20 protein-coding genes and 2 tRNA genes are annotated in these 22,400 nt (G+C 69.8%); 15 read left to right on the forward strand and 7 right to left on the reverse strand.

All coding sequences use genetic code 11. The annotated features are described in order from the left end of the window. Positions 1 to 6 precede the first annotated feature (6 nt). The 4 genes from RYH80_RS11275 to RYH80_RS11290 all read left to right on the forward strand — a co-directional run bounded on the left by RYH80_RS11275 (position 7) and on the right by RYH80_RS11290 (position 1,839). The gene (locus tag RYH80_RS11275) at positions 7 to 831 is read left to right on the forward strand and encodes an Ntn hydrolase family protein (protein ID WP_370903971.1); all 825 of its coding nucleotides are present in this window, start codon (positions 7 to 9) and stop codon (positions 829 to 831) included. A gap of 3 nt (positions 832 to 834) precedes the next feature. After that, complete coding sequence (locus RYH80_RS11280; protein ID WP_370903972.1) at positions 835 to 987, forward strand: hypothetical protein; 153 nt, start codon at positions 835 to 837, stop codon at positions 985 to 987. 46 nt (positions 988 to 1,033) lie between these two features. Then, positions 1,034 to 1,354 (forward strand): EthD family reductase, encoded by a 321-nt coding sequence (locus tag RYH80_RS11285; RefSeq protein WP_370903973.1) that lies wholly within the window; start codon positions 1,034 to 1,036, stop codon positions 1,352 to 1,354. Positions 1,355 to 1,479: 125 nt separating this feature from the next. Further along, complete coding sequence (locus RYH80_RS11290; protein ID WP_370903974.1) at positions 1,480 to 1,839, forward strand: DUF5802 family protein; 360 nt, start codon at positions 1,480 to 1,482, stop codon at positions 1,837 to 1,839. A 197-nt stretch (positions 1,840 to 2,036) separates the two neighbouring features. Here RYH80_RS11290 and ftsZ read toward each other — a convergent pair whose 3' ends face one another. From ftsZ to cca, 5 genes are all read right to left on the reverse strand, one after another. Further along, positions 2,037 to 3,185: a cell division protein FtsZ gene (gene ftsZ, locus RYH80_RS11295; protein WP_370903975.1), complete on the reverse strand. Its 1,149-nt coding sequence runs from the start codon at positions 3,183 to 3,185 to the stop codon at positions 2,037 to 2,039. Between the two features lie 226 nt (positions 3,186 to 3,411). Beyond that, positions 3,412 to 4,119, reverse strand: coding sequence for a class I SAM-dependent methyltransferase (locus RYH80_RS11300; RefSeq protein WP_370903977.1), 708 nt, complete (start codon positions 4,117 to 4,119; stop codon positions 3,412 to 3,414). A gap of 12 nt (positions 4,120 to 4,131) precedes the next feature. After that, positions 4,132 to 5,115: a thiamine-phosphate synthase family protein gene (locus tag RYH80_RS11305; protein WP_370903978.1), complete on the reverse strand. Its 984-nt coding sequence runs from the start codon at positions 5,113 to 5,115 to the stop codon at positions 4,132 to 4,134. Next, the gene (gene dcd, locus RYH80_RS11310; protein ID WP_370903979.1) at positions 5,112 to 5,777 is read right to left on the reverse strand and encodes a dCTP deaminase; all 666 of its coding nucleotides are present in this window, start codon (positions 5,775 to 5,777) and stop codon (positions 5,112 to 5,114) included. The genes RYH80_RS11305 and dcd overlap by 4 nt, the downstream gene beginning before the upstream one ends. A gap of 170 nt (positions 5,778 to 5,947) precedes the next feature. Then, entirely contained in the window at positions 5,948 to 7,432 is a 1,485-nt protein-coding gene (cca, locus tag RYH80_RS11315; RefSeq protein WP_370903980.1) for a CCA tRNA nucleotidyltransferase, read from the reverse strand. A 233-nt stretch (positions 7,433 to 7,665) separates the two neighbouring features. Between cca and RYH80_RS11320 the strand changes: the two genes are divergently transcribed. The 11 genes from RYH80_RS11320 to RYH80_RS11370 all read left to right on the forward strand — a co-directional run bounded on the left by RYH80_RS11320 (position 7,666) and on the right by RYH80_RS11370 (position 19,814). Continuing rightward, a tRNA-Asn gene (locus RYH80_RS11320) sits at positions 7,666 to 7,738 on the forward strand. A 135-nt stretch (positions 7,739 to 7,873) separates the two neighbouring features. Further along, positions 7,874 to 7,977: transfer RNA gene (locus RYH80_RS11325), tRNA-Ile, on the forward strand. A 465-nt stretch (positions 7,978 to 8,442) separates the two neighbouring features. After that, on the forward strand, positions 8,443 to 9,024 hold the full coding sequence (locus RYH80_RS11330; protein WP_370903981.1) for a DUF7437 domain-containing protein: 582 nt from the start codon (positions 8,443 to 8,445) through the stop codon (positions 9,022 to 9,024). A 6-nt stretch (positions 9,025 to 9,030) separates the two neighbouring features. Further along, on the forward strand, positions 9,031 to 9,561 hold the full coding sequence (locus RYH80_RS11335) for a PIN domain-containing protein (protein ID WP_370903982.1): 531 nt from the start codon (positions 9,031 to 9,033) through the stop codon (positions 9,559 to 9,561). Positions 9,562 to 9,750: 189 nt separating this feature from the next. Continuing rightward, entirely contained in the window at positions 9,751 to 10,464 is a 714-nt protein-coding gene (locus RYH80_RS11340) for a TMEM165/GDT1 family protein (RefSeq protein WP_370903983.1), read from the forward strand. Between the two features lie 200 nt (positions 10,465 to 10,664). Beyond that, complete coding sequence (locus tag RYH80_RS11345) at positions 10,665 to 11,960, forward strand: alpha-1 4-glucan-protein synthase (RefSeq protein WP_370903984.1); 1,296 nt, start codon at positions 10,665 to 10,667, stop codon at positions 11,958 to 11,960. Between the two features lie 279 nt (positions 11,961 to 12,239). After that, positions 12,240 to 13,388 carry an extracellular solute-binding protein gene (locus RYH80_RS11350; RefSeq protein WP_370903985.1) on the forward strand — a complete coding sequence of 383 codons (1,149 nt, stop codon included), beginning with the start codon at positions 12,240 to 12,242 and terminating at the stop codon, positions 13,386 to 13,388. Then, positions 13,388 to 15,031 (forward strand): ABC transporter permease, encoded by a 1,644-nt coding sequence (locus tag RYH80_RS11355; RefSeq protein WP_370903986.1) that lies wholly within the window; start codon positions 13,388 to 13,390, stop codon positions 15,029 to 15,031. Before RYH80_RS11350 ends, RYH80_RS11355 begins: the two co-directional genes overlap by 1 nt. Before the next feature lie 28 nt (positions 15,032 to 15,059). After that, positions 15,060 to 16,442 carry an ABC transporter ATP-binding protein gene (locus RYH80_RS11360; protein ID WP_370903987.1) on the forward strand — a complete coding sequence of 461 codons (1,383 nt, stop codon included), beginning with the start codon at positions 15,060 to 15,062 and terminating at the stop codon, positions 16,440 to 16,442. A gap of 1 nt (position 16,443) precedes the next feature. After that, the gene (locus tag RYH80_RS11365; RefSeq protein WP_370903988.1) at positions 16,444 to 19,167 is read left to right on the forward strand and encodes an ArnT family glycosyltransferase; all 2,724 of its coding nucleotides are present in this window, start codon (positions 16,444 to 16,446) and stop codon (positions 19,165 to 19,167) included. 50 nt (positions 19,168 to 19,217) lie between these two features. Next, the gene (locus tag RYH80_RS11370; RefSeq protein WP_370903989.1) at positions 19,218 to 19,814 is read left to right on the forward strand and encodes a DUF7528 family protein; all 597 of its coding nucleotides are present in this window, start codon (positions 19,218 to 19,220) and stop codon (positions 19,812 to 19,814) included. A gap of 29 nt (positions 19,815 to 19,843) precedes the next feature. On the opposite strand, the gene RYH80_RS11375 is transcribed toward RYH80_RS11370, so the two are convergent. Continuing rightward, on the reverse strand, positions 19,844 to 20,899 hold the full coding sequence (locus RYH80_RS11375; protein ID WP_370903990.1) for a PhoU domain-containing protein: 1,056 nt from the start codon (positions 20,897 to 20,899) through the stop codon (positions 19,844 to 19,846). 182 nt (positions 20,900 to 21,081) lie between these two features. Continuing rightward, positions 21,082 to 22,218 (reverse strand): ATP-NAD kinase family protein, encoded by a 1,137-nt coding sequence (locus RYH80_RS11380; protein WP_370903991.1) that lies wholly within the window; start codon positions 22,216 to 22,218, stop codon positions 21,082 to 21,084. Between the last annotated feature and the right edge of the window lie 182 nt (positions 22,219 to 22,400).

A 22,400-nucleotide genomic window follows, 5' to 3' on the forward strand; every position in this document is an offset into this window, starting at 1 on the left:
CCAGCCGTGACCGTCGGAATCGCCGCCATCTGTCGATCCGAGGGTGACGACACGGTCGTCGTTGCCTCCGATCGGATGGTCACTGTCGGGACACAAGGTGGAATCGAATTCGAAGACACCGAGAGCAAAATCCAGGTTCTGAACTCCGGGGACGACTGCTCGGTCGTCGCCGTCGGTGCAGGGAGCAGTACGTACGTCGACGAGATCCTCGGTCGGTATGATCGCCTCGTCGAAGCCGCAGCGGAGCCCCCTACGACAGTTCCAGCCGTCCGGCGGTTCCTCAGACGAGCGTACGAAGACCGTGTCCAAGAGTCGATCGAGAACCAAATCGTCGGTCCGTACGGGTACGAACTGGACGACTTGCGTGACCCGAACGTCTCGGTCCCCCAGAGTCTCGAACAACGGCTGAAGACAGAGGTCAAACAGGCGGTCGAGAGACTCAGTACTCAAGCACAGATCCTCGTCGCGGGTGTCGACCAATCTGGTGGTCGAATATACATCGTCAGTGGGAACGACTACGACGAGTTCACCAACGTCGGCTACGCCGTCGTCGGCTCCGGTAGTGGCTCTGCACGGCTGACGTTCATCCGACGCCGATACGACCACACGTGTGGGTACCGGGAGGGAGTATTCACCGTGCTGGAGGCGAAGGATCAAGCAGAGGAACGACAGGGGGTCGGTAGTCGGTCCGATCTCGTCGCAGTAAACCAGAGCGGTGTGTCACCGTTCGACCAACACGAACGGACCGAGCTAGAGAACGAGATTGCGAATATCCGCGCCGAAGAGCGCCGTGTCCGCGAAGACATTATAACCGATTGGCGACCAAACTGAAATATGGTACGCTTTGGCCCCCCAATCGATCCGCCCTCGGACGGGACGGAGACGACACTGTTCGGTGAGACGGACGAAGGACTCGATCTCGAGCCCGGGGGGGACGACGTGTCACTCGACGAAGTGCTAGAGAGCATCGGTGTCGACGAGCCGTGACTGCCAGTCGCCCGAACTAAGTCCACTCCGGACACAGGAGGATCCGATGCAGGAACTCGTCGTCGCCTTCGAGAAGCGAGACGACCTGACGACCGACGAACTGCGCGAGTACTACCACGCGGAACACGCACCCATCGTCGAGCGACTCCCGAACCTCGTCGGGTACGACGTGACGTTCCCGTCGGACCCCGCCCGCTCGCCGTACGACGGGATCGCTCGCCTCCGGTTCCCCGACGGCGCGGCGATGCGCGAGGCGCTGGAGACCGAGACCGCCGACGAGATGGAGGCCGACGCCGCCGAGTTCGCCGACCCCGACTCCCTCGTCCAGATCGTCGGCGAGTACACCGACGTGTTGGCCGACGACTGACCCCCGCTCTCTCCTGACTCTCACGCGTGAGAACGCCAGTGGCGAACCCACCCACTGATTGCACGACGTGATAAAAATTCGTGGTAAGGTTTAACACGCCACGCCGGTTGCGGTGTGGTGCAACGATGTTCGAGCAATTCTCGAGCGGCTACTACCTGGGTGAACTGTACGTCCAACCCAGGGAGACGGAGACGGCCGCCATCCGACGAGCGGACCACGAGCGTGTCAACGAGCAGTTGTTCGGCGACGAGTCGGGTCTCACGCGACTCGACACACCGCTCGTAATGAAGCTCGGCACGCGGCACTTCCCGGTCGTCGGCGACGACGAGTTGCCCTCGGGGACGCTGGCGGTCCCCCAGGAGACGATCCCGGAGGACATGAAGTTCGAGGTGCCGGGACGCAACGAGGTGTTCCTCGCCGACGCCGACCGCACGGGAGAACTGCTCGAGTACGCCGGCTGGGACGGCGGCGAGGCGTACGTCTAGGGTCGTCCCACCCGCGGAGCGTCACTCACTGGACGGGTACTCACCCCGGCCGGTCTCACTCTCTCGATGTCGCCGACTGCGAGTCCCTCCACTCGCGAGTACCTACGGCGACACACCACAAACTCACGGGCCGGAGACAGAACGACGAGAGACGGCGACCCAGCCACCACCGAGTCGCCGAGGGAGAGGACGCCGGACTACTCCACGTAGTCGATGTCGCGGACGCGTTCCTCGGCCTGTTCCTGTGCGGACTCGTTGCGGCCGTAGATCTGTGGCGACTCGACGCCGGTGACGACGATCATCGTCCGCATCTGGCCCTCCAGCTCCTCGTCGATGGAGGTGCCCCAGATGATCCGGGCGTCCGGGTCGATCCGGTCGTAGATCTCCTCGACGACGCCCTCGGCCTCCTCGATGGACATGTCCGAGCCGCCGGTGACGTTCACCAGCGCGGAGTTGGCCCCGGAGATGTCCACGTCCAACAGCGGCGAGCGCAGCGCCGACTGCACCGACTCGCTGGCCTTGCTGTCGGACTCCGCCTCGCCGAGTCCGATCATCGCGACGCCACCCTTCTCCATCACGGTGCGCACGTCCGCGAAGTCGAGGTTGACGAGCCCGGGCTTGGTGATCAGCTCCGTGATCCCCTTCACCGAGCGCATCAACACCTCGTCGGACACCTTGAACGCCTGCCGGACGGGGAGTTTCCCGACCGCGTCCAACAGTCGGTCGTTCGGGACGACGATCACCGTGTCGGCAACGTCCCGGAGCCGTTCGAGTCCGGCCTCGGCGTTCGTCCGGCGCACCTCACCCTCCGCGGTGAACGGCGTGGTGACGATGGCGATGGTCAACGCCCCGATCTCGCGGGCCGCCTTCGCGACGACCGGCGCGGAGCCGGTGCCGGTGCCGCCGCCGAGTCCGGCGGTGACGAACACCATGTCCGAGCCGCTGATCGAGTCGTGGATCTCCTCTTGGGACTCGATGGCGGCCTCCTCGCCCACCTGCGGCAGCGAGCCCGCACCACGGCCCTGCGTCTTCTCTTTGCCCATCAGGATCTTCGTGTCCGCCTCGATGTTGACGAGGTGCTGGACGTCCGTGTTGGCGGCGACGAGGTTCGCCCCGTGGATCCCCTCCTCGGCCATCCGATCGACGGTGTTGCCGCCGGCACCCCCACAGCCGACGACCGTGATGTTCGTCTGCAGCTCCTGTAACACGTCCTGCAGTTCGTCGTCGGTCATCTCACCCGTCGGCCGACCGCCCCCACCGGCTCCCTCGGCGGGGGTGTCGCGGGCGTCCTCGGGGGCTCCCTCCCCCTCGGCCTCGTCGATTGCGTCCTCCACGATCGAGTCCATTTATAGGCTGCCGTTGTCGACGGAGACTAATGACCTTTCCCCTCTCGTCTGACTCGTGTCAGACGCCACGCCGGGTGATTTCGGCGGTCTCCGTCGCGCGCGCACGAGCGCGAGTCTCCGGATTCGGCCTCGCGACGACGCGTCCAACGGCCCGTCGATCGGGCGGTGTGCTCGCACGCGCTGCGGGCGAGCGCCGGTGTCACGTCGAAGCCACCAGTCCCGCTCGTCACTCGGGGTGATCGGCGGTGTCGCGCGACGCAGACGGCCACTCGTCCGCCGGTCGGACGGTGCCGACGGTGAGGCGGCCGAATCCGAGCGCGAACTGCTCGGTCGCAGCCGGCTCGCACAGCCGCCGCACCGCCGTGTGCGCGGTGTCGACGCGCCGCTCCAGTCGCTCGACGGCCGACGGCTCGCCGGCCGCCGGTCGCCCCGGCGACCCGAGTCGGACGGCGAGCCGGAACGCGGGGTTCCCCAGCCACCACGGTGTCCGGGCGGTCCGCGAGAGGTTCGCGACCGCGAGCCGTCCGCCGGGCCCCACCGTTCGCGCCCACGACCGGACCGCGGCGGCCGGCTCCGCGAGCATCCCGACGAGGAACGTCGCACAGACCGCGTCGACCCCACCGTCCGGCACCGGCGGCCGCGCGGCGTTGCCACGCAGGAACGCCGTCCGTGACCCATCCTCCCGCCTGCGGGCGATCTCGAGGACGCCGGGGGCCACGTCGACACCGACGTACGTCCCAGTCGGGCCGATCTCGCGCCGGAGTGCCGGGTGGTTCCCACCGGTGCCACAGCCCAAGTCGAGGACGGTGTCGCCGACCGCCGGGTCCAACGCCGTCGCCACCCGGCGGCGCACGTGGTCCACGCCGGGGGCACGGGCGAGGAGGTCGTACACCCGAGCGAACGCGGAGTAGAACGCCGCCGCGTCGGTCGCCACCGACACCACCCGCTACAACGCCTCGCGTGCGACCCGGACGACCGTCGGCGCGTCCGGCCCGAGCACGTAGACGATCGGTTCGATCCCCTGTGCGCCCGACTGGTAGGCGACGACGGCGTCTCGCTCCACGCCGCCCGCCCCGTCGGCGTCCCGTCTCACGCCGTCCGTCTCGTCGGTGTCCACTCCGTCGTCGCCCTTGCCCGTGTCGCCGACGACACGCGACAGCGCCGCCGCGGCGGCCTCGGAGCCACCCTCGGCGTCGAACTCGGCGACGGGGTAGCCGGCGTCCGCGAGCGCGTCGACCGTCGCGGGACTGTACGCGAGGTTCAGCGCCGCCCGCACGTCGAGCCCGGCGTCGCGCGCCGCGAGGAGCACCCCGGCGACGTGTGCACTGACGCCGTACTCCGGGTCGGCAGGTACCTTCGCCTGCCCCTTCACGTCGAAGATCCGTCCGGGAACGGCGGCCACGTCCTCGACGGTCGCGGCGTCGGGCACCGCCTCGACGAGATTCGAGCCGACGTTCGGGATCAGCGTCGCGAACCCGGAGGTGTTCCGCACCCCACGCAACCCGCGACGGACGGACGACAGCGTCCGCTCGCGGTCGCGCGCCTCGCTGTCCGGGTCGTGGACGGCGAAGTCGTACTCCGTCTCCGCCAACTCCGGCATCGCCGCCTCGTGTCTGTCCGCCAACAGGTCGCCCCGTTCCAGTTCGCGGATCAACACCTCCAACTCGATCAGAGCCGCCACGCGACTCGTCTCGCCCGAGGCGAGTCCCTCCGCGACCTCTTGGACGGTCGCCCGCACGCGGTCGTCCGAGAGGATCGCCTCCGTCCGACTCACCTCGCCGTGGGCGTACTTCGAGACGGCCGACTGGCTGATTCCCAGTGCCTCCGCGACCTCGCGCTGTGTGAACCCGCGGTCGCGCAACTCCTCGGCCAACATCGACCGCACGGTCGGGAGGAACTCCTCGACGACGACCTCCTCGACGAACTTCACGCGTCGTCACCTCCCCTCGTCGCCGCGGTAGTGGCGTCGCCCGCGGCAGTGTCGCCGTCGCTGCCGGCACCCTCCTCTCCAGCGTCGTCGAACTCCGGATCGTCGCCGATCCGCGACGCCTGTGGGCCGTCCTGGCCCTGGTACTTCGAGCCGCGTTCGGCGCCGTACGGCCGGTCGGCCGGGGAGGTGAGTTCGGTGAAGGTGAGCTGCGAGATCCGCATCCCGGGGGTCAGGGCGACGGGTGCGTTGCCGAGGTTCGACAACTCGAGGGTGATCTGGCCCTCGTAGCCGGGATCGGCCAACCCGGCGGTCGCGTGGACGACGATGGCGAGACGGCCGAGCGACGAGCGACCCTCGACGTGGGCGACGAGATCGTCGGGGATGGCGACGCGTTCGCGGGTCGTCCCGAGCACGAAGTCGCCGGGGTGGAGGACGAACTCCTCGCCGTCGGCGACGTGGGTCTCGCGGACGTACTCGTCGACTTCGCTGGCCTCGTTCGGGTGGATACAGGGGATGTTGGTGCGCCGGAACTCCAGGAACTCCGAGCCGAGTCTGAGGTCGACACTGGCGGGTTGGACCTGCTGGTCGACGTCCGCCAGCGGCTCGATCACGAGGTCACCCTCGCCCAGTCGAGCGAGGATGTCCGTGTCCGAGAGGATCATCGTCGGACACCACTCCGCCCGGCAACCTAAAGCGACCGGTCGGGAGAGGTTGGCCACGGTCGACGGTGCACGGAGACGACCGGCGAGTGGACGAGACGGCGACGAGTCACCCGGCGACGCCGGAGACGGCGACGAGTCACCCAGTGACGCCGGGGGACGACCGCCGACACCTACACTTGCGGGTCGAAGTACCGCCGCAACTCGTCGCCGAAGGCGTCTGCCAGTGCCGCCAGATCCTCGCCCGTGTAGACGGTGTACTCCCCGCCGAGGGCTCGCTCGACGCCCGCGCCGAGCGCGACCTCGCCGAACGCGCCGCTCCGGAGGAACGCCGCCGCGTCCCGGACGGCCCGCTCGCGTTCGACCACGTAGCGGTCGCCGTCGAGGAACGGCCCGTAGGCGTCCGTCTCGGCGTACTTCTCGTAGAACCCCGCCGCGTGGCCCGGCACGTGGACGGGCGGGCCCTCGTGGCGCTCGACGGCCGGGAGCTCGGCGTGTGCGAGTTCGAACAGGAGCACCGCCCGCCTGCTCGTCGCCGACGCGGGGCGGTCGTTCGTCTCTCCGTCACTCACACCTCCACCGGCTCCGACACCACTCTCGTCGTCCGCCGGGGCGGCGAACGTCCTCGACCGCAGCACCGCGAACCCGTGATCTTCGAGTGTCCCCGCCAACCCGTCTAGCGACCGCCGGAGTTGGGGGTACAGTTGGTCGTCGACCAGCGGCTCCCCGTCGCCGCCGGCGGGCACGTCGACGGCGAGTGCGACCGGCTCCGTCCCGCGTCGTCGGACGTGCTCCCGCACCGCGTCGGCGTCCAGCGGCGACCGCTCGGGAACCTCGAACCGCTCCGGGTCTGGATCGGCCAGCAGTGCTCGCGCGTGGTGCTGGAGCCGCGCGACGTTCTCGGCGGCACAGACGGCGGCGACGTTCCGCTCCGGATCGGTCGGGTCGACGACGACGAGCGGGTCGTCGAACGTCGTCGTCCCGTGGTCTGCGGGGTCGAACCGCACCGGCGGCTGCCACGACTCGGCCGCAGCCGCCAACAGCGGCCGCGCGCCGCCGTGTTCGAGCACGAGCAGTTCGGTGAGGTAGCCGGAGAACCCACGGGTCCGGAGGTCGCTCCCGTACGCGCCGGTCGCCGTCAGGAACTGTTTGACGACGCGCACGTCCGCGGCCAGCGACTCGTCGAGGTGCTCGTCGAGGTAGGCGGTGTGGAACGGCGTGCGGTCGACGGCCGATCGGATCGCGGTCGCGTCGGCCACGTCGAAACACGGCACCAGGTCCACGTCGAACCCGTCGTACGTCCCCTTCACGTACGGGTGTTCCGCGAACTCCTCGCGGCCCTCCGGGAGCACGGCGTGCCCGACCTCGAGCCCGTACCGCTCCAGTTCCTCGCGGTCCAGTGTGGTCGGAAACCGGACGAACAGGTCCACGTCGCGGTCGCCGGGGAGCCAGGTGCCGCGGGCGGTCGAGCCGACCTGCAACACGTCGGCGTCGCTCGCCGGTGCCGGCAACGCGGCGATCGCCTCGCGGGCGCGACTCCGGAGTTCGTCTGCGACGGCGGCCAGCCGGTCGCGTTCCGCCGCGTCGGGTGTCGTCCGCTCGCGGACGGTCGCCAGTGTCGCCGCGAGCGAGTCCTCGTCGCCGTCCGACTCTGTCATACGCGTCGTTTCGCCGGCCCGCGTCACGACGCTTTCGATCCGGGGTGTGGCGAGGCGGCGGTGTGGCGTCGTCGCTTGTCGCCGTCGCATCGGGCCGGTTCTGTCGTCACGTGTCGTCGTCGTCCCGGCTCGGCGGTGCGTCGTCGCGGTCGCGTCCGAGCGGCCGAGCCCGCCCGCGTCGCTCGGAAACGAAAGCCACTTGAGTCGACCTGCGGTACCGTGGAGTGCGACGTGCCGAAGTAGCTCAGCTGGTAGAGCGCCTCGCTGTTAACGAGGTGGTCCCAGGTTCGAGTCCTGGCTTCGGCGCCTTCCTCTCGACTCACTCCCCGTCGAGCCGTCGCCGTGTCGTCTGGTCTACCGCTGGAGTCGTCCCCGCACTCGCCGCGCCGTCGGGTGGATACGGCACGTTAAAGTAGTTCCGCGCGGGAATCTGGCGTGTACGGGCCCTTAGCTTAGTCTGGATATAGCACCCGGCTCATACCGGTCGTCGGCCACGGCGGCCGTGGGTCACCGGGCGGTCGCTGGTTCGAATCCGGCAGGGCCCATCTGTTCGTGCGGTGTCGTGCGGGTGCCGGATTCGAAGCAGGGAACGGAGCGAACGGAGTGAGCGGCGTGACCGTGGTTCGAATCCGGCAGGGCCCATCTGTTCGTGCGGTGTCGTGCGGGTGCCGGATTCGAAGCAGGGAACGGAGCGAACGGAGTGAGCGGCGTGACCGTGGTTCGAATCCGGCAGGGCCCATCTGTTCGTGCGGTGTCGTGCGGGTGCCGGATTCGAAGCAGGGAACGGAGCGAACGGAGTGAGCGGCGTGACCGTGGTTCGAATCCGGCAGGGCCCATCTGTTCGTGCGGTGTCGTGCGGTTCGTGGACCGCCGCTTCGAGTCGAGAGACCGACACGAGACGGACGAGTAGCGCCTCACGTCGGTGTCGAGAGCCGTCTCTGTGGTGGCCAACGACGAGCGAAGTGAGACGACCCCAACACTCATTTCGTGATACACGAATCGTGAATCGTATGGCAACCACAGCCGGCGACCCGGAGCGTGCGATGGACGGGTTCCTGTCCGTCGCGCGACTGCTCGAGGAGCCACGGCTCGCGCGGGTGTACACGTTCGTCCTCCGTGAGGGACCAGTGACGGTCGACGACGTCGTCGACAGCCTCGGCATCGCGCGCACGACTGCGTACGCCGACACGGGGACACTCGCCGACTTGGGTGTCGTCACGCGCGACGCGTCGGAGAAGACACACCGGTTCACCGCGACACCGATCCACCTGACGACGGACGTGGACGGAGACCAGTACACCATCACGCCGACACTGATCGCCGCCGTCGCTCGGTCCGAACACGACCGTGATCTGGATCTGCTCGTCGACAGACACGGACGCGGGAGACTCGCCGCGGCGCTGACGTACGCAGTGCCTTACGCGGCCGGCGAACTGTCCGAACGTGTCGCGGCTCGCGAACTCGACGTGCAGGTCGCCTTCGGGATCGCCGTCCTCCAGGCGCTCGCGGACGTCGTCGACGAGATGCGTCCGTACGACCCGTACGTCGAGGAGATTCGAGACGCGCGGACCGATCCACCGGTGGACTCGTAACGTCGTATGTCGACGCCACCAGAGTGGTCTGACGACGGCGAGGTGTGGATAGTCGACACGGGTGTGTTCGTCGCCTGCGGGCGCGAGGGGAACGACAAGTACGCCGCACTACGTCGACTCGCGGTGTCCCGTGAGATGCGGTTGCTGGTCCCACGACGGGTGTACGACGAACTCGGCGGCGCCCCGGACGGGAGTACACCCCAGGACGTTCCGATCGAACGTGCGGTCGAAGCAGGGTGGGTCCGCGTCGCGGACGAGCCCGACTACACGAACGGGACGGTCGCATCGGTGATGGACAGCGTTCGTTCGTTCGTCGCAGAGTCGTCGAACCGAGCGGAAGACGAGATCGAGAAAGCCGACACGGCACTGGCCGGTGTGGCCGTCCACTGTCTTGAACGGCGCGGTGTCTCCTCCGTCCGAGTGGTCACGACCGATCGGGACGCGGGTGAAGGAGCAGTGACGGCGCTGTCGGCTCACGGATTCTCGAACCGTGTCGTGTACGAGGACGGATTCGAGTTGATCGAAGCGATCACCTGATGCCGTCCGTCTCGGTGTGCATCTCTCCGGAAGCACTGCATGTCGTCGCCACTCTCCCGGTGTCGGTGTGAACTCTCGTGCCGAATCCCGCCGGGGATACGGCTCGGTCGACACCGACCACAGGCCACAAGTTAGACGCGTCTAATCCTCTGGTACGATGACCACGACTCACACGCAGGAGGTGTCGCGGTGGCGGGCTTCCTAGAGATCCTCGTGATCGCGGCGATCGCACAGCTCACCGTCCTCCCGGGCGAGAAGGTCCAGTTCATCGTCGCCGGACTGTCGACGCGGTACCACCCGTACCTCGTCGTCGGGGCGGCAGGCACCGCGTTCGCCGGGTGGACGGCCGTCGAGATCATGTTCGGACAGGCGGTCCAGCAGGCGCTCCCGGGAGTCGTTCTCGACACGATCACCGCCGGGCTGTTCCTGCTGTTCGCGGTGTTGCTCGTGCGGTCTGCGCCGGCCGCCGACGAGGAGGGGATCGACGCGGCCGCGACCGACGGCGGCGTCGCGAACGCGACACCGGCCGTCGCCGACGAGTTCGAGGTCCTCGGGCGGAGCGTCGGCGGCCGCGTCGGGCAGTTCCTCTCGATCTTCACGATGATGGCGGCCGGCGAGTTCGGCGACAAGACACAGTTGGTCACCATCGGACTGGCCGTCCAGTACGGCGCGACGCCGGCCATCTGGGTCGGCGAGATGCTGGTGATCGTCCCCGTCAGCCTCGCGAACGCGTTCTTCTTCCACCGCTTCTCGCACGCGTTCGACCTCCGCGTGGCCCACTACCTCGGGGCCGCCGTGTTCGCGTTCTTCGGCGTCGACACGGTACTCGCGATCACGACCGGGTTCTCCGTCTGGGAGACCGCCGTCGGCACCGTCGCCGACGCGCTCGTCGCACTCGTCTGAGACGGTCGACGCCACCCGTCTCGGGAGGACACTCCGTCGCCGAACCCAGCGTACTTCCGTCTTCGGCGATTGGCTCCGAGCAACTCGACTCGGCCGCGTGCCGTCCGTTCGACCCCCGTGATTCCCTGCCACACGGACGCTCGCCGCCACTCGTCCCGGATCGACAGCCACTTTAGGCCTGCCTAAACAATGGGTGGGTGATGACAGACGCGACGCCGCGTGCGGTGCGTGCGACCGGGGACGCCGAGATCTGCGTGATCGTGCCGACGATCCGCGAGTGGGAGTGTGTCCGGGCGTACGTCGAGAACGCTCGCGAGAACGGGTTCGACACGGACAGACTCCACTTCGTCCTCGTCACCGAGGACTTCTGTGACACCGAGGGGATGCGGACGATGCTGGACGAGTTAGGGGTCACGGGACGCGTCTTCGACGGGAGCGCCCGCGAGGCGTGGTTCGCCGAGCGCGGCCTCTCGGCGTACGACCACCTGATCCCGGCGGCCAGTCACGCCCAGACCTCCTTCGGGCTGTTGTACCTCTGGGACGAGGGGTTCCAGTTGGGGATGTTCCTGGACGACGACACGCTCCCCCACGAGGAGGCGGACTTCTTCGGCCGTCACATGGAGAACCTGGAGTTCTCCGGTGAGATGGAGACGGTCGCCTCCGACGAGTCGTGGGTGAACGTCCTCCACCACAACGAGGAGGAACACGACCTCTACCCCCGCGGTTACCCGTACGCGGCGATGGACGAGAGCGTCGAGTACGACACCGCGACCGTCTCGCGGGGCGACGTGGTCGCCTCCCAGGGGCTGTGGACGAACGTCCCGGACTTGGACGCCGTCCGCATCCTGATGGACGGGGACCTGCAGGGGCAGGCCCAGACGCGGACGACGACGGACGACTACGGCGAGGACTTCCTGGCCGCGCGCGGGAACTACCTCACGGTGTGTTCGATGAACCTCGCGTTCCGGCGGGAGGTCGTCCCGGCGTTCTACCAGCTGCCGATGGACGAGAACCCGTGGGACGTGGGCCGGTTCGACGACATCTGGTCGGGGCTGTTCCTGAAGCGGGCGGCGGACCTGTTGGGCAAGCGGATCTACAACGGCCGGCCGCTGTGTGAGCACAACAAGGCGCCGCGGTCGACGTTCGGCGACCTGACGAACGAGGTGCCCGGGCTGGAGTTGAACGAACACGTCTGGGAGGTGCTGGACGCGGCGGAGCCGGAGACGGTCCCCGACGACACCGTCGGCGCGTACCGCGCCGCCTCCGAGGCGATGGCCGACGCGCTCGCCGAGGGATCGTTCGACGACTGGGAGAACGGGGAGTTCCTCGTCTACTGTGGCGAGTACATGCGCGACTGGCTGGACTGTCTCGCCGCTCTCGACGGGGACGCACCCGTCGGCCCGGTCCACGCCCGAGACGCCCCCGCACCGACCACCGACACGGCCGACGACGGGGCGACGCCGACCGCCGACGAGCCGGCGGCGACGGACGACTGAGGAGCACCGACGCCAGACGAGCGGAGTCGACGCTCGCCGAACCGGGCGACCCGGTACCGATCCACGACGCGACCACGCCGTACCGAGCCACGACCCGACGACACCACGACACACACTATGACGGACGACACACGCGACACGACGGACGACACGGACGAGACGCAGCGCACACGGACGACCGAGGCCGCCGGCGGATCGACCGACGGTGGTACGGAGACGACTCCCACGGAGCGGGACGGATCACAGAGACTAAACCGCTTAGGCGTACCTAAATCGGGTATGGACGGAGACGACGGGTCGACGCGGCGGCGGTTCCTCGCGACGGCTGGCGTCGCGGCGGCCACCGGACTCGCCGGGTGTAACGGACTAGTCGGCAGCGACACCTCGGGCAGCAACGCCGCGAGCGGGACGGTCTCGTTCTCGGACTTCCGCGGCTCCGGGCCGTTGGTGGAGTCGCGACCGGAGATCACCGCGCCACGCATCGCGGACCTCCCGGACCTGTCGGGGGAACTGACGGTGTACCTCGGCGGCGGAGAGGGTGGCCTCTACCGCGACCTGATGGCGCTGTTCGAGCGGATCTACGACGACTTCACGGCCGTCCCGAACGAGGGCGGTACCGCCGAGCAGGCGAACAAACTCCTGACGGAGGGCGAGAACACGCCCGCCGACCTGTTCTGGTCGGTCGACGCCGGCTCGCTGTCCGTCGTCGCCGACGAGGGGCTGACGGCGGACCTCTCGGGCGAGGCGCTGGAGGGTGTCCCGGAGGCGTTCCACCCGAACGACCAGTGGGTCGGCACCGCCGGCCGGGCGCGTGCCGTACCGTACAACACGAACCAGCTGTCGTCCGACGACATCCCCGAGTCCGTGATGGACTTCCCGGACTCGCCGGCCGTCGCCAACGGGTTCGGCTGGGCGCCCACCTACGGGGCGTTCCAGGCGTTCGTCACCGCGATGCGGGTGCTCGAGGGTGAGTCCGCCACGCGGAGTTGGCTGGAGTCGATGATGGGTGCGGCGACGGAGTACCCCGACGAGTTCGTCACCTCGAACGCGGTGGCCGACGGGGAGATCGGCGCCGGCTTCGCGAACCACTACTACGCGTTGCGGGTCCGCAGTGCCCGTCCGGACGCGCCGCTGGATCTGGCGTTCACGCGTGGCGACGCGGGTGCGCTCATCAACGTCGCCGGTGCGGCGTTGCTCGAGCCGTCGGACAACACGGAGCTCGCGGAGACGTTCGTCCGGCACCTGCTGTCGGCGGAGGCCCAGGAGTTCTTCGCCACGCGGACGTTCGGCTACCCGACGGTCGAGGGTGTCCCGCCGGTCGGCGGGCTGCCGAGTGTGGGTGAACTCGAACCGCCGGAGTTGGAACTCGACAAGCTGTCGAACTTGGAGCCCACGCTGGATCTGATGCGGGAGGTGGGCGTCCTCTGATGGCGGGGGCACGCGGGGAGTCGGGGGCGTCGGGGTCGGTCCGACTCCGGACACGACTGCGCGCCCTGCTGGCGACCGGCGAGGACGAGGAGCCGTCGGTCGCGGTCGGCCTGTTGGCCGCCGCGGTCGCGACGGCCGTCCTCTCGCCGATCGCCTGGCTCGTCCTGCGTGCCGCCGAGGTTGGCGTCGACGAGGCGATCGAACTGGTCTTCGCGGGGAACACGCTGTCGGTCCTGCTCAACAGTGTCGCCTTAGTCGCGGCCGTCACGGTCGCGAGCGTCCTGCTGGGTGTGCCGTTGGCGGTGGTGACGGTCCAGACGGACCTCCCGTTCGGGCGGTTCTGGACGGTCGCGGTCGCGTTGCCGTTGGTGATCCCGAGCTACGTCGGCGCGTTCGCGTTCGTGTCGGCGTTCGGCCCGCGAGGCGCACTATCGGGTCTCCTCGCACCGCTGGGCGTCGAGATCCCGACGATCTACGGGTTCGGCGGAGCGGTGTTGGTACTGACGGCGTTCGTCTACCCGTACGTGTTCCTCACCACGCGGGCGTCGCTGTTGTCGTTCGACACCGCGCAACTGGAGGCGGCGCGGACGCTGGACGCGGGCTACCGGGACGCCTTCCGACGGGTCGTGCTCCCGCAGATCGCCCCCGGCGTCACCGCCGGGGCGTTGCTGGTCGCGTTGTACACGCTGTCGGACTTCGGGACACCCGCGATCATGCACTTCGACACGTTCACGCGGGTGATCTTCGTCGAACTCAACACGTTCTCGCGGAACCACGCGACGCTGTTGTCGCTGCAACTGCTGGGCGTGACGGCGGTGATCCTCGCTCTGGAGTCGCGGATCGGGCCGGGCGAGGCGGACGGGTACGGTGCCCGCTCCTCGACGGACACGGTCGTCGAGTTGGGGTGGTGGGCCGTCCCGGCGACGCTGCTGCTCGCGGCGGTGGTCGCGGTGACGCTGGCGCTGCCGGTCGGCATCCTCGGGGTGTGGCTGTTCCGGTCCGGCCCGGGGTACGCGGCCGGCGGGTTGGCCTTCGAGTGGTCGTTCGGGCTCAACAGCGTCGTCGTCTCGGCGGCGGCGGCGCTGGTGACGACGCTGGCGGCGTTGCCGGTGGCGTACGTCTCCGGGCGGTCGAACTCGCGGCTGGCGTGGCTCGCCGAGCGGTCGACGTACGTCGGCTACGCCGTCCCGGGGGTCGTGCTCGGCCTCGCGCTGGTGTTCTTCGGGACGCGGTACGCTCCCGGGCTCTACCAGACGCTCCCGTTGTTGGTGTTCGCGTACGTCGTGCGGTTCCTGCCGCAGGCCGTCGGCGCGACGCGCTCGTCCGTCCTCGGCGTCGACCGGTCGTTGGTCGGGGCGGCGCGGACTCTCGGGGCGCGCCCGCGGACGGCGTTCCGGCGCGTGACGCTGCCGTTGATCACGCCCGGCCTGGTCGCCGGTGCGGCGTTGGTGTTCCTGACGACGATGAAGGAACTGCCGGCGACGCTGATCCTCCACCCGACGGGGTTCACGACGCTCGTCACCTACATCTGGCGCGTCCAGGAGGCGGGCTACTACGGGCGGGCGGCGGTGCCGGCGTTGGCGCTGGTGGTGATCTCCAGCGTGTCGATGCTGGTGATCCTCCGCGGGGAGGACACGGAGTGAGACGAGACGGTCTCGGAGGTGGACACACGTGACAGACGACACACGAACGGCAGAGACGGACGGAGACGACGCCGAGACGGAGACGGACGGGAACGACGCCGAGACGGGGACGGAGACGGACGCAGACGGCGTCGAGACACGGACGACTGCGCTCGGCGCGGCCGTCGACGGCCACGACCGCCCCGCACGCGGGGCGGGGAGAGATCCGTACGCGGACGCCGACCCGGTGTTGGAGCTGTCGGGTGTCGAACGCGCGTACGGCTCGGAGTTGGCCGTCGAGTCGGTCGATCTCACCGTCCGCGAGGGGGAACTGCTCACCCTCCTCGGGCCGTCCGGCTGTGGGAAGACGACCACGCTGCGCCTGATCGCGGGGTTGGACCGGCCGACGGGGGGTACCGTCCGCGTCGCGGGCGAGACGGTCGCCGAGGCGGACCCGGCGACGGACGAGCCGGCGACGGACGTGGTGCCACCCGAGGAGCGCGACGTGGGGATGGTGTTCCAGGAGTTCGCGTTGTTCCCGCACCTCTCCGTCGCGGAGAACGTCGGCTTCGGGATCGACGACTGGCCGGCGGCCGAACGGGAGGCCCGCGTCGCGGAACTGTTGGAGTTGGTCGGGTTGGCCGACTACGGCGACCGCACACCCGAAGACCTCTCCGGGGGGCAGCGCCAGCGGGTGGCACTCGCGCGGTCGCTGGCGCCGGAGCCGGACGTGTTGTTGCTCGACGAGCCGTTCTCGAACCTCGACGTGCGACTCCGCACGCGGATGCGCGAGGAGGTGCGACGGATCTTGAAGGCGGCGGGCGTCACGGCGGTCTCCGTCACCCACGACCAGGAGGAGGCGTTGTCCATCTCGGACCGCGTCGCGGTCGTGAGCAACGGGCACGTCGAGCAAGTGGACCGGCCGGAGGCGGTGTTCGAACACCCCGAGTCGCGGTTCGTCGCGGAGTTCATCGGGCAGGCGAGTTTCCTCTCGGGCACGTTCGCGGACGGGCGCGTCGAGACCGGTCTCGGGACGTTCACCGCCGACATGCTCCAGGGGCTGACCGACGACTACGACGGCGCCGCGGTGGACGTGTTGGTCCGCCCGGACGACCTCCGTGCCGTCCCGATCGACGACGCGGGTGAGAGTGTCGACGGCGCAGACGACGGACTCACCAGCGACGGCGAGTCTGCCCAGGGCGACGGGGGCACCCGCGACGGCGAGTCACTCGGTGACGGCGAGTCCCACCGCGGCGACGGGACGGTCGTCGGCCGGGAGTACACCGGGCCGTCGTTCGTCTACGAGGTGGCGTTGGACAGCGGCGACGTGGTCAGGTGTGAACACAACCACGCCAGCGAGTTCGGACTCGACCGGCGTGTCCGGGTGGACCTCGTCGCGGACCACACGCTGGCGTGGTACCCCTCCGAGTGAGATGACCGACGCAGGTGACGCCTCCTCGGCGACGGCCGCGTCGCGGTCCGACGCAGACACGTCGCCGCCGGACACCGGCGCGTCGACACCGGACACAGATACGCCGCCGGACACCGACGCCCCGCCGACGACCGCAGAGCCCGGCCTCGATCCGCGACGCGCACGACTCCTCGCCGGACTGATCGTGCTCGCGGCGGCGGTGTTGGCGACGGTCGTCACGGTCCGGCTGTTCCCGTTCCACTCGATCAACCACGACGAGGGGGTGTACCTCCAACAGGCGGCGATGCTGCTCGACGGCCGACTCGCCGTCCGGCCGCCGGTCGCGGAGGTGTTCCGCCCGTGGTTCTTCGTCGAGCGGCCGGACGGGTCGCTGTACCCGAAGTACGCCCCGGTGCCCGCGGCGACGTTCGCGCTCGGCGCACTGGTCGGCTCGCCACGGATCGCGCTGGTCGCCGTCACCGCCGCGACGACGCTCCTGACCTACGGGATCGCGGCACGACTGTTCGACCGTCGACGCGGGCTGCTCGCCGCTGGCCTGTTGCTCGTCTCGCCGCTGTTCGTCGTCCACAGCGGCGTCTTCCTCCCGTACGCGCCGACGACCGTCTGGAACCTCGGGTTCGTGTACGCGTACCTCCGGGCCGACGGCGTCGGGAGCGGCGACGACACGACGACCGCAGCCGACGGGTGGCTCTCCTCGCGTGGGTGGGCGGCGGTCGCCGGGATCTGTGTCGGGGTCGCGTTCTTCTCGCGGCCGTACACGGCGGTCCTCTTCGCGGCGCCGTTCGTGGTCCACGCGGTCGTCACGCTCCGCCGCCGCGCGACACGTTCCCATCCGGACGACCCGCGACTGTTCGGACTCCACCGCCCGACACTGACGCGCCAGTCGCTCACGGCGGCGTTCGGACTGGTCGGTGTCGCGGTCACGCTGGGGTACAACGCCGTCGTCACCGGTTCGCCGCTCGTCTTTCCGTACCAGGCGTTCGCGCCGGCCGACGGGATCGGCTTCGGCACACGCGAGATCCTCGGCTACTCGCGGGAGTACACCCCGGAACTCGCCGTCCGCGCCAACGCCCGCGTCGTCGCCGCGCTGTTCGGACGGTGGGTGTCCGGTGGCGTCGTCGGCACGCTGTTGGCGGCGATCGGACTCGTGGCGCTCGCACGGCGGGTGTGGCTCGCGCGCCACGAGCGCGGTGGCGACGCGGTGGCACGCGGTAGCGACGCGGTGGCACGCGGTAGCGACGCGGTGGCACGCGACCGTCGGCTCCACGACGCCGTGGCACGCTGCCGCTGGCACCGCGTCGCGCTGGCGGCGACGCTGGTGTCGGTCGTCGTCGGCAACGTCGCCTTCTGGGGGAACCTCAACGTGTTGGGCGCACTCGCCGAGCCGGGCGACGGGCTGATCGCGTCGCTGGGGCCGTACTACCACTACGACCTCGTCGTCACGACGGCGGTGTTCGCGGCCGACGGCGCCGTCCGCCTCCGGCGCGGGCTCGCGGCGAGCCGTCTCGGCGCCGTCGCCGGGCGCCGTCCCACACGAGTCGGGCTCTCGGTGGTGCTCGTCGTCGCGGTCGTCGCCGGCGGCGTGGTCGCGGCGGCCGACCCGGTGGCCCGCAACGCGAACGCGACGGAGACGTACCGCTCGGCGTACGAGCCGTTCCGGCCGGACGGCGGCGAGCGTCCGACGGCAGCCGGCCCGCGAGCGGGTGGGAGTGCGCCGCCGCCGTTCGACCGCGTCGGCCGGGCGGGGTTGGCGCCGCCACGAGACGCGGTCGTCCTCCTGCCGACGCCGTTCGGCGACTGGCTGAACCACCCGTACCAGCCGTTGCGCAACGATCCCGACTTCGACGGGCCGACCGTGTACGCGTTGGACGAGCGGCCGTTCGCGGTCGCGTCGGCGTACCCCGACCGCGACCTCTACCGCTACGTCTCGCGTGGTCCCTGGAGTCCACAGACCGGCGCCCGCGTCGACGCCGACCTCGTCCCCGTCGAGCGGCACGACGGCGAGGCGGTCAGACTCCGACTCACGATCGGCGTCCCCCGCGACGCGGCGACGGCGTCGCTCCGCCTCGGTACCGGCGACGGCGAGGGGTACTACACGATCGACGGCGTCGGCGGGACGAGTGCTGCAGGTGACACGACGGGTTCGGCAGGCGGCGCCGACTCCGGAAACGGGAGCGGCGACGCGGCCGGCACCGAGAGGACGGTCACGCTCGTCGTCGCCGCGGACGGCGCGACGGTGGGTGGTGACGGCACTGGAAGTGACGAGGGAGACACGGGCGACCCCGACGACGAGACGCGCGACTACCCGCCTGGTGAGGGCCCGACGGCGACGGCGCGACTGGAGGGGCCGGTCACTGCCGCGGACGAGCCGACGGTGCCGCTGGACGGCCGCGCGTCGATCCGGCTGACGGTGTTCGTCGACTACGGCACCGGCGCGGGGGTCGGCTACCGCGTCCGCCTGCCGGCACTCGTCGAGGCCGACCGCCTCCGGACGCTGTCGCCGATCGTCTCGGTCTGTCGGGAGCCGCTCCGCTGTGACGACCCGGCGCTGTCGGTGGGTGACGACCCCGACGACGGCGTCTCCATCGAGACCGACCTGACGGCGGGGCCGGTGACCGCACGGAACGCGACGGCGACGAACGCGACGGCGACGAACGCGACGGCGACGAACGCGACGACGATCACGACCGGCCCCGTCATCGCCGCCGTCGCCGCCAGCGAGTGACCACGTCTCGCGTGTGGCTCGGTCTCACGAGTCGAGAACTTTCTTGTCGGATGCCGCCGCAGGAGAGGACATGCAACGGAGTTCCTCCGCTCCTGATCGCGTTCTCGGCGAGTGAGGCGTCCCCCTCGGAGACGGACGAGGCGTCGAGGTCTCGGTCGAGTACGGACGAGGCGTCGACGCCGTCGTCGGGTGTCGACGACCCGGTACTGTCTCTGTCGAGTGCCGACGACGGCGACCCGGTGCTGTCCGTCTCGGGCGTCGACGACGGTGTGGTAGTGTCGGTCGACGACGCGACCGTCACACTCGACCGCGCGGACGCGGCGGCGCTGCGGGCGGCCGTGGGCGAGGCGGTCGCCCGCCGGCGGACGTTCCTCCGGACCGGCTGCGAACACCGCCCGGACGGGACGTACGCGGTGTTCCGTCGCGGCGCGGACGAGCCGGCGAAGGTGTTCGACGACCGCGCGTCGCTGGCGGCACTGTACGAACGCCTCCCGGAGCGGTTCGACGCGTCGGCCGTCGCGGCCCACGCGGCCGGCGAGGTGAGCGGCTCGCGGCGGCACCTGTTGGTGCGTCACCTCGCCGAACACCCCGGTTTCGACTGCGAACTGGTGTGTCGGAACCCGCTCACCGCAGCGAAGACGCCGTGACTGCGGTGAACCACCGGTGACCGCGCCGGTCAGATACCGGCGTCGGCGTCGCTCGACGAGATGGAGACGTACTCGTTGTCCTCGTTCAACGCGAGGTTGGCGGCGATCTCGCCGATCCGCATCGCGTACTGGGCGGTCTCCTGGAGACTGACGAGCAGTTCGCGCACCCGCAACAGTTCCTCGTTGTCCATCTCGGGGAGGTCCGCGAGGATCTCCTCCTCGCGGTCCTTCAACTCCGCGAACAGCTCCCGCACCTCGACGGTCCGGGCGTAGTCGCGCTCGACGACGGAGTCGACCGCGAGCGTCGTGAGTTCGTCCACCTGGTCGGAGAACTCTCTGATCCGCCGCACCGTCGAGGACTCGACGCCCAGCGACTCCCCGTCGGCGTCGACGACCGTCTCGGCGATGTCCTCGGCGTTGTCGGCGATCAACTCCAGGTTCTTCGCCACCGAGCGGTAGCCGATCAGCGGGAACCCGGACTCCAACCCGACGGCACGCGCGAGGTTGGGGTTCTGGTAGGCGGTGAAGATCAGCCGCAACAGCAGGACGAAGATCTTGTTCGCCTGCCGCTCCCGGTTCAGGGCCCGTTGCGCGAGGTCGTGGTTCTCGTGGGCCAGCGCCTTCGCCGCCTCCCCGCGCATCGTCGAGCCGGTCGACTCCAGCCGCCGCAGCAGGTTGTCGAGGGTGAAGTCCTCCGGGTCGACGGAACACCGGATGGCGATACTCTCCGGCGTCTCCTCGATCACGCCCAGTCCCATCAACTGACTCTCCGCGCGGTAGACGGCGTTGATGTGGGCCGAGCCGAGCGGCCCCTCGTCCGTCTCGACGTTGATGACGCGCCGCCCGAGCACGTACTGGGCCAACACGGCACGCTCCAGCGCGTCCGCGTCCAACTCGTCGGCGAACAGCGTCGCCTCCGTGTCCTCCGTCGTCGCCGACTCCGGGAGCACCGTCAGTGTCCCCTTCCCGCCCATCCGCAGGGAGACCTCCTGCCCCTTCTCCACGTCGTGTTCGTGCGTCCAGTCCGCCGGGAGCGTCATCGCCAACGTCGACGGCCCGAGCCGCTGTACCTTGCGCGTCTCCATACCCACCCCCTAGGGACCACCGTCCTTAAACTTAGCTCCGCGTAATAATACACTTCCAGGGTGTATTAGGTTGGTTCCGTCCGTTCGAGTGTGTGTCATTCTCGGGAACGGGCTGGGTGAGTGACTGACGTCTCGTGGTCGGCGAGTCGGTGGTGCCCGTCGACTCGGCGGTGGCCGTCGCCTCAGACGATCTTGAGCATCCGGGTCTCGAAGCGGCCGACGCGGACCTTCACCCAACCGGCCAGCGTCTCGTCGAGTTCGGGATCGTCTGTGTCGACGTGGAGTACGTGGAGGTCGTCGAGTTTGTCGCGCGAGGCGACGATCGACACGTCGGCGCGGCGGATCACGGCCGGCGAGAGCTGTGGGTTCCCGCGGCCGAACACGAACCCCTGGCCGCCGATGGGCGTCACGACGATCTCGTTGTCTCCGTCCGGGTCCAACAGCTCCAGCAGCGTCGCCTCGTCGGCGTCGCGAGCGAGGACCTCGCCGTCGCGCCACACGTCGACGCCGATGGGGGACCCCTCGAAGCCGAGTTCCGCCTTCACGGCCGCCAACGTGGAGCCGGGTCCGAGCACGTACGTCCGCTCGGGGTGGTCGCGGGCCTCGTCGGCGACGCCGGCCGCCAGCGACTCGACGGTGCCCCCGCCGCTCTGTTTCGACGACTGGAGCCGGTCCGTCACCGGGACGAACGCGACCCCCTGCAGTTCCGGGTGGACGGCGCCCTCCCGGTACTCGTCCTCGTCGATGTCGGTCACCTCGCGTCGCTCCGTGCGGTCGAACTGCGTCGCGACGGCCGCGGCGTCCTCCGGAGAGACGGCGAACACCGCCGAGTACACCTTCACCCCCGCCGGGACGCCCAACATCGGCGTCTCCGTCCCGTCGAGTGCCGCCGCCACGTCGGCGGCGGTCCCGTCGCCCCCGACGAACAACACGAGGTCGACGCCGGCCTCGTGGAACGCTCGCGCCGCCGCGCGGGTGTCGTCTGGCCCCGTCGCCTCCAACCTGTCCGGGTCGAGGTCGAGCGTGGTCGTCGTCTCCCCGCCGTCGTCCGTCTCGCGGTCGTACGCCTCGGGAGCGCCGAGCACCTCGTGGGAGAGTCCGGCGGCACGGGCCGCCGTCTCGCCCATCGGGCCGCCCCACACGAGCAGGTCCACGTCGGCGTCCCGGTCGGCGAGCGCCCGCAGCGCGCGGACGGCACGCTCCGGGGCTCGGGGGTCGGCGCCGCGCTCGCGGGCCTCGGCGAGTTTCCCGTCCGTCCCCTTCAGTCCGACCCGGCCACCCATCCCCGCGATGGGGTTACAGAGGAACCCGACACGCATCTCTACGACACACTCGGGGGCCGGATCGGGATAAGCGCGGTCGTTGCGAGTGTGACCCCCGTGTGTCGCGTCGTCGGTCGTCGACGGCCGGTCGCAGTGTGCTCGCTCGCCGACGGATCTGTGTGTATCGACCGTCCTCGCTCGCCGACGGATCGGTGTGTTGAAATCCGTGCCGGACGCAC

Source organism: Halobaculum sp. MBLA0147 (assembly GCF_041361345.1).
GTDB lineage: Archaea > Halobacteriota > Halobacteria > Halobacteriales > Haloferacaceae > JAHENP01.

Bases quoted from the DNA above. Each gene is read 5' to 3' on its own strand.
- RYH80_RS11280 (WP_370903972.1), top strand. From the start codon at position 835: ATGGTACGCTTTGGCCCCCCAATCGATCCGCCCTCGGACGGGACGGAG.
- RYH80_RS11285 (WP_370903973.1), top strand. From the start codon at position 1,034: ATGCAGGAACTCGTCGTCGCCTTCGAGAAGCGAGACGACCTGACGACC.
- RYH80_RS11290 (WP_370903974.1), top strand. From the start codon at position 1,480: ATGTTCGAGCAATTCTCGAGCGGCTACTACCTGGGTGAACTGTACGTC.
- ftsZ (WP_370903975.1), bottom strand. From the start codon at position 3,185: ATGGACTCGATCGTGGAGGACGCAATCGACGAGGCCGAGGGGGAGGGA.
- dcd (WP_370903979.1), bottom strand. From the start codon at position 5,777: ATGATCCTCTCGGACACGGACATCCTCGCTCGACTGGGCGAGGGTGAC.
- cca (WP_370903980.1), bottom strand. From the start codon at position 7,432: ATGACAGAGTCGGACGGCGACGAGGACTCGCTCGCGGCGACACTGGCG.
- RYH80_RS11330 (WP_370903981.1), top strand. From the start codon at position 8,443: ATGGCAACCACAGCCGGCGACCCGGAGCGTGCGATGGACGGGTTCCTG.
- RYH80_RS11335 (WP_370903982.1), top strand. From the start codon at position 9,031: ATGTCGACGCCACCAGAGTGGTCTGACGACGGCGAGGTGTGGATAGTC.
- RYH80_RS11345 (WP_370903984.1), top strand. From the start codon at position 10,665: ATGACAGACGCGACGCCGCGTGCGGTGCGTGCGACCGGGGACGCCGAG.
- RYH80_RS11350 (WP_370903985.1), top strand. From the start codon at position 12,240: ATGGACGGAGACGACGGGTCGACGCGGCGGCGGTTCCTCGCGACGGCT.
- RYH80_RS11355 (WP_370903986.1), top strand. From the start codon at position 13,388: ATGGCGGGGGCACGCGGGGAGTCGGGGGCGTCGGGGTCGGTCCGACTC.
- RYH80_RS11365 (WP_370903988.1), top strand. From the start codon at position 16,444: ATGACCGACGCAGGTGACGCCTCCTCGGCGACGGCCGCGTCGCGGTCC.
- RYH80_RS11370 (WP_370903989.1), top strand. From the start codon at position 19,218: ATGCCGCCGCAGGAGAGGACATGCAACGGAGTTCCTCCGCTCCTGATC.
- RYH80_RS11375 (WP_370903990.1), bottom strand. From the start codon at position 20,899: ATGGAGACGCGCAAGGTACAGCGGCTCGGGCCGTCGACGTTGGCGATG.
- RYH80_RS11380 (WP_370903991.1), bottom strand. From the start codon at position 22,218: ATGCGTGTCGGGTTCCTCTGTAACCCCATCGCGGGGATGGGTGGCCGG.